The following is a 7119-nucleotide window of genomic DNA, read 5'->3' as shown; positions in this document are numbered from 1 at the left end:
TTTGAGTTTCCGCAAAAATATTAGAAAGTGACATAAAAGAAGAGATAAAGTGAAAATCCAGTTCAGAAAGTAATGAAAAGTGGCAATTTTAGGGGAAAACAAGGAAAAACCCACCAAGGTTTAGTATAATTTTAGTAGACAGCCAAAAAGATACTAAACAAATCTATAGGAGGGTTTTTCATGTTTAATTCTACCACAGATGTGTACGCTACGAAACGGGAAGTTGTTAATTTTTCAAAAGGTTTGGTGCCAGGTAATCGTCGGGTTGAATCCAAGTTTGTAACCCAATCAATTTACGGTATATTAAGGTCCGGAAGTACAATCCTTAAGAATATAGCTACAGCTTTAAATGAGCCAATCCGCATTAAAAATACCATTGATCGGCTCAGTCAAAACCTTGGGCGTACGCTATCTCCAGAAATCCAAGAAAACTATACACAAAAGGTCACAAAGGCTTTAGGGGAGCACCCAGTAATTCTAGTGGATGATTCCGATGTGATTAAACCCCATGGTGAAAAGTTTGAAGCCCTTGGTGAAGTGCGAGACGGTTCTTCAAAAGACAATAAAATTGAAAAGGGCTACCTAGTAACGGAAATGGTCGGATTGACGACTAAGAAGAAGCAACCTGTCAGTTTGTTTTCCCATATTCATTCATCGAAAGAAAAAGATTATAAATCTACAAATGAAGTACTATTTGAAGGTTTAAATCAAGTCATTTCCAGTTTGAAATCAAGAGCTACATTCGTATTTGACCGCGGTTATGATATGAATGCACTGTTTCATTTCATGCATAAACAAAAACAAGACTTCATTATCCGTTTGAAGGAAAATCGAAAATTGTTTTGGAAAGGAAAATGGTTTAAAGCCGCTGTACTTAGGGATTCACGGAAAGGGAAAATTAAAACTACCTTACTGTTTAGTGAAGATGGAAAACAGAAAAAAGAGACGGTGTACATTAGCCATTTGAATATAAAAGTCACTGCCAGTAAAAATCCAATTAGTCTTATCCTCGTTTATGGGCTTGGGAAAACGCCAATGATGTTAGCTACGAACAAGGTAATCCAAAGTAAAGAAGATGCCATTCACATCGTAAGGACCTACATGTCGAGATGGCGTATTGAAGAATATTTCCGTTTTAAGAAACAACATTTTGGATTTGAAGATTTCCGCGTCAGGAGTTTGACATCCATTAATAATCTCAATCAATTATTAACATATGCGATTGGTTTATTAGGCCTTCTTGCCGATAAAATGAGCACCAGCAGGCTATCACGTCAGCTTATTGAAAATGCCAAAGCACTCCGTAAAGATATTCAATTTTATTATTATCAGCTTGCAGAGGGTATTTTGTCGACATTGGCCTATGCCAGGGAAGGAGTTCAGGGTTGGTTTCGAATACGCCATAACTTTCCTCGTCAGTTAGAATTAAAATTGGTTAGCTAAAAAGACCCTAAAAACTAAATTTTTAAAAGAGCCTTGGATAGGCTCTCTTTGAGGACGCCAAAATTCCTTTTTTTGGCTAAATACTTTAGACTCTTCTGTATTTTTGTCGTAGTTCATAATCAAAGGTTGATTTTTTTACGTTTTGCGGAAACTCAAAACTCGCTGATGAGATTATTTGGAAGGTTAATGTAATGGATAGATAAAATGATGTTTAGTGCCTTTTTATTATTCATTTGGATCGATAATTGCAGGTGAAATGATGTTTGGCTTCTTCCCATTATTCATTTGGATCGATAATTGCTGGTGAAATGATGTTTGGCTTCTTCTCATTATTCATTTGGATCGATAATTGCTGGTGAAATGATGTTTGGCACCTTTCCATTATTCATTTAGATTGGTGATTGCTGGTGAAATGATGTTTGGCACCTTCCCATTATTCATTTGGATTGGTGATTGCAGGTGAAATGATGTTTGGCACCTTCCCATTATTCATTTGGATTGGTGATTGCTGGCGAGATGATGTTTGGCACCTTCCCATTATTCATTTAGATCATTAATTGCGGTGAAATGATGTTTGGCACCTTCCCATTATTCATTTAGATCATTAATTGCTGGTGAAATGATGTTTGGCACCTTCCCATTATTCATTTAGATCATTAATTGCTGGCGAGATGATGTTTGGCATCTTCCCATTATTCATTCAGATCATTAATTGCTGGCGAAATGATGTTTGGCACCTTCCCATTATTCATTTAGATTGATAATTGCTGGCGAAATGATGTTTGGCATCTTCCCATTATTCATTTAGATCATTAATTGCTGGCGAAATGATGTTTGGCTTCTTCCCATTATTCATTTAGATCATTAATTGCAAGTGAAATGATGTTTGGTACCTTCCCATTATTCATTTGGATCGATAATTGCTGGTGAAATGATGTTTGGCTTCTTCCCGTTTTCATTTTCTTTTTCTCTTCTCTCGTAAAGCTTTAAAAAAGTTAGATAAAAGCTGACTACACTCTTTCTCTAACACACCAGCTGTTACTTCCACTTGATGATTAAATCGATCATCATCCAACAAATTCATTAAAGTACCTGCACAACCTGCCTTTGGATCAGTTGCACCATAAACGACTCGTTTAATCCTTGATTGCACTATGGCACCCGCACACATCGGACATGGTTCTAACGTTACATATAATGTACAATCTTCCAAACGCCAACTACCTATTTTTTTATTCGCTTCTTGAATCGCAATTAACTCTGCATGGGACAATGTTTCTTGGACTTGCTCCCGCACATTAAATCCAGAAGCAATCACTTCATCCTTATAAACGATGATTGCACCGATAGGGACTTCATTTATTTTCTTAGCTTTTTCAGCTTGCTCAATAGCTATATTCATATAGTATTCATCGTTCATTTTTATCACATCTCTCTATTCCTATTGCATAATCTGTATATATTTTATCAATAATAATCATTCACCGGTACAAGGAGGTTTCATTCATTGGATAAGCAACTATCAAATACTGCAGTATTGTTTATAGATTTGATCAATGACTTCCAATTTGAAGGTGGAGAAAAACTCCTCTCCCATACGGAGGAAATCTTGCCAAACATCTTGAAGCTACGTCAATTTGCCGAAATTCAACAACTTCCTATCATTTATATCAATGACCATTATCGCCTTTGGCAATACGATCAAGCAAAGATTATCGACTACTGTACGAACGATGCAAATGAACACATTATGGAGAAGATAAAACCAAATCCGAATGATTTCTTTCTTATTAAACCACAGCACTCTGCTTTTTACCAAACACCTTTACAATCACTTCTACAGGATTTAAACAGGACGCATCTCATTATTTCTGGTATCGCAGGTGACATCTGTGTTCTCTTTACAGCAAAAGATGCTTATATGTATCAGTACTCCATGCATGTACCTAAGAACTGTATGGCTTCTGAAGTGAAGGAAGGAAATGATTATGCACTTTATTTATTGCATTCTGTCATGAAAGCAAATATCGACCCAATCTAACGCATAACGTACATGCCTCCCTTCATAGAGTGGTAATTAGATATATCTATCACGCTCAAATTTAGACAGAGCAAATAGGTTAGTATCACAATCTTTCCTGTTTGCATATGTATAACTAAATCGTTCGCACATGTACGCGAATATGAGTTTTCTAAATTTGATTCTTTAAGGAGGGAGACTATGCAGATTCACGTAGTCAGCCAAGGTGATTCCCTATTTTCTATTGCCGGTACATACGGTACCACGGTAAATGCATTAATCAATGCCAATGAATTAGATGCACCGGGGCAACTTGTTGTAGGGCAAGCACTAGTCATTCCAATTGTTGGTCAGTTTTATTTCGTTCAACCAGGGGATAGTTTATATACCATTGCACAGCGATTTGGTATTTCCTATCAAGAACTAGCTCGCATCAATAATATTCCTGTGAATGGTTCATTAAATGTAGGCTTACGCTTATATATTCCACCAGGTCCTAAACCGGAGATTATTGCTAATGCCTATGTGGAACCAATTGGTGGAACTGTATCCCAAGCAATTGAAAACGCCGCAAGAAAAAATACTCCATACCTATCCTACCTTGCACCATTTAGTTATCAAGTAAACCGAGACGGAAGTTTACAAGCCCCACCACTCAATAATTTCAAAGCGATTGCTGATGCCAATAATGCCAATCTAATGATGGTTATTACAACCCTAGAGGAAGGTGCCTTTAGTGCGGAGCTCGGGCATATAGTTGTTACGGTTCAAGAAGTGCAAAACCGATTACTCGATAATATTGTGAACACGGCAAAAGAAGTTGGTTTTACCGATGTTCATTTTGACTTTGAATTTTTGCCACCTGAGGATCGAGATGCCTATAGTACCTTTTTAACCAAAGCAAAAGAGCGCTTGTCACAAGAAGGAATTCTCATGTCTACTGCCCTCGCACCTAAAGTTAGTGCTACACAAGAGGGGGCCTGGTATGAAGCCCATGACTATGGGGCACACGGTTCTGTAGCTGATTTTGTTGTGTTGATGACGTATGAGTGGGGCTATAGTGGCGGTCCAGCGATGGCAGTTTCACCAATTGACCAGGTTCGTCGAGTAGTAGACTATGCCTTAACCGAAATGCCACCAAGTAAAATTTTACTCGGCCAAAATCTATACGGATATGATTGGACACTACCATATGTTGAAGGAGGAGAGTATGCCCGTGCGGTAAGCCCGCAACAGGCGATAGCTCTTGCTCGTCAGTATAATGTTCCAATCCAATACGATACGACAGCGCAAGCACCATACTTTAACTATTGGGATGAAGAAGGAAAAGAACATGAAGTTTGGTTCGAGGATGCCCGCTCTATTCAAGCTAAGTTTGACATGATTAAGGAATTGGGACTTCGCGGAATTAGTTATTGGAAGCTCGGTCTTGCGTTTCCTCAGAACTGGTTATTGCTTCAAGATAATTTCACGATTACGAAGGCAGATTGAATAGATTCCATACAAAAATCCTCCAGTTTAAAAACTGGAGGATTTCTATTAAGCTTCTAATGTAGACGTATCGCCAGTAGGCAATCCTAACTCCCAAGATTTTAACAAGCGGCGCATGATTTTTCCGCTTCTTGTTTTCGGAATAGAATCACGTACTTCGATTTCACGTGGTGCCGCATGTGCACTTAATCCTGTTTTCACAAATACACGGATATCTTCTAATAATTCATCGGACTTCTCATAACCAGGATTCAACGTAATAAACGCTTTTATTATTTCACCACGCTGTGGATCTGGTTTTCCGATAACACCCGCTTCTGCTACAGCTGGATGTTCAATTAATTTACTTTCCACCTCAAACGGTCCGACACGCTCACCGGATGTGTTAATTACGTCATCTAAACGGCCTTGGAACCAGAAGTACCCATCTTCGTCGCGATAGGCACTATCACCAGATACATACCAGCCATTAATAAAATAGCTTTCATATTTACTTGGATTATTCCATACCGCACGCATCATGGATGGCCAACCTGCTTTAATGGCTAGGTTACCCATTTGATTTGGTGGAATTTCATTTCCTTCATTATCAACAATTGTTGCTTCAATTCCCGGAATTGGTTTACCCATGGAGCCAGGACGAATTTCTTCTGACGGAAGGTTTACAATTAATTGTGCACCAGTTTCTGTCATCCACCATGTATCATGAATGCGTAAGTTAAACGCTTTTAATCCCCATGTAACTACTTCTGGATTCAATGGTTCGCCAACACTCATGAGGTGACGAAGGGAAGAGAAATCGTACTTTTTCACAAGGTCTTCTCCAGCACTTACAAGCATACGTAACGCTGTTGGAGCAGTATACCAAACGGATACACTGTGTTTTTCTAACGTGCCATACCAATCCTCTGGCGTAAAGCGGCCACCACGAATCACATTCGTCACCCCGTGTAACCATGGAGCAAACACACCATAACTAGTACCCGTTACCCAGCCTGGATCAGCGGTACACCAATACACATCATCCGCTTTTAAATCAAGTACCCATTCCCCAGTAACATAATGCTGAATCATAGCATTATGAACATGGTAAACACCCTTTGGCTTCCCAGTTGAGCCAGATGTATAGTGGATTAACATCCCGTCCTCTAAATCGACCCATTCAATGTCAAATTTGTCACTTGCCGCTTCCATTTCCTCAAAGAAATCAATATATTTATCTGATTTTTCATGACGGTTTCCAACTAAAATGATTTTTTCTAAATCTGGTAGTTCATCTTGCGGAACGCGCTCTAACAAATCTGGCGTTGTAATCAATATTCTAGCAGAGCTATCTTGTAAACGATCGCGAACTGCTTGCTCCATAAATGCCTCAAATAAAGGTCCTGCAATAGCGCCGGTTTTTAATATTCCAAATAAACTCACATAGAATTCTGGACTTCTAGGCATAAACAGGAATACTCGGTCGCCCTTTTCGATGTCATATTTCTTAAGCACATTGGCAAATTGGTTACTTTGCTTACTAATATCCGAAAAGGTTAAGGATTCTTCTCTCCCTGGTGCGGAGTACAGTAGGGCAACTTTATCTTTCAAAGCGGGATTTTCTGCATGTCGGTCAATTGCTTCATAAGCAATATTTACTTTCCCTGTCTCATTCCAAGAAAAGTGTTTATGTACATCTTCCCATTGAAACGTTGCTCGTAGTTCTTTATAGTTCTGTAGATTATAACTTCCTTCTCTTGCTGGTATACGTTGCATATCCATCCTTATCACCTCGTCTGTAAAATTTGGAATCGGTTACATTTGATTAATTATGAAATATTTGAAATGTTTAATAGTATTTTAGAACATTTTGTGACTTTTTTAAAGTATTTATTACTAATTTGATAGAATTTTTATGCAATTAGTGCTAAATAACCAAAAACAGGTTGGGACATAACAAAAAAAAACAATGAAAAAACCGAACTATGCACCATTCAGCTCCGGAAATATACGGAGACTCCTGCGGGAGGATAGGCATAGGTGAGACCCCGCAGCTCGGAACGAGCGAGGAGGCTCACCAGCCGCCCGCGGAAAGCGAAGTATATTTCCGGAGCGTGGTATATGCACCCATAAACAGATAGTTCGGTTTTACTTTTTGATAAAATAGTTATGTCCCAGTCTCA

General features: G+C 38.7%; 5 protein-coding genes. 3 read left to right on the top strand and 2 right to left on the bottom strand.

Translation table 11 applies throughout. The features are described from left to right. Positions 1 to 180: 180 nt before the first annotated feature. The gene (locus tag TE34_RS20550; protein WP_157037574.1) at positions 181 to 1443 is read left to right on the top strand and encodes a transposase; all 1263 of its coding nucleotides are present in this window, start codon (positions 181 to 183) and stop codon (positions 1441 to 1443) included. 955 nt (positions 1444 to 2398) lie between these two features. Here the strand turns inward: TE34_RS20550 and tadA are convergent. Continuing rightward, positions 2399 to 2863: a tRNA adenosine(34) deaminase TadA gene (tadA, locus tag TE34_RS03825; RefSeq protein WP_047983511.1), complete on the bottom strand. Its 465-nt coding sequence runs from the start codon at positions 2861 to 2863 to the stop codon at positions 2399 to 2401. Positions 2864 to 2950: 87 nt separating this feature from the next. Here tadA and TE34_RS03820 point away from each other — a divergent pair, with 87 nt between their 5' ends. Both TE34_RS03820 and TE34_RS03815 read left to right on the top strand, forming a co-directional pair. Beyond that, positions 2951 to 3484: a cysteine hydrolase family protein gene (locus tag TE34_RS03820; protein WP_047983510.1), complete on the top strand. Its 534-nt coding sequence runs from the start codon at positions 2951 to 2953 to the stop codon at positions 3482 to 3484. Positions 3485 to 3664: 180 nt separating this feature from the next. Next, positions 3665 to 4954, top strand: coding sequence for a glycoside hydrolase family 18 protein (locus TE34_RS03815; RefSeq protein ID WP_047983509.1), 1290 nt, complete (start codon positions 3665 to 3667; stop codon positions 4952 to 4954). 48 nt (positions 4955 to 5002) lie between these two features. Here TE34_RS03815 and acsA read toward each other — a convergent pair whose 3' ends face one another. After that, positions 5003 to 6718, bottom strand: coding sequence for an acetate--CoA ligase (gene acsA / locus TE34_RS03810; RefSeq protein WP_047983508.1), 1716 nt, complete (start codon positions 6716 to 6718; stop codon positions 5003 to 5005). Between the last annotated feature and the right edge of the window lie 401 nt (positions 6719 to 7119).

The organism is Ornithinibacillus californiensis, assembly GCF_001038485.1.
In the GTDB taxonomy this organism is placed as follows: Bacteria; Bacillota; Bacilli; order Bacillales; family Amphibacillaceae; genus Ornithinibacillus; species Ornithinibacillus californiensis.
Note: the sequence above shows the minus strand (reverse complement) of the source record. Positions and strands in the feature narration are given on the sequence as shown.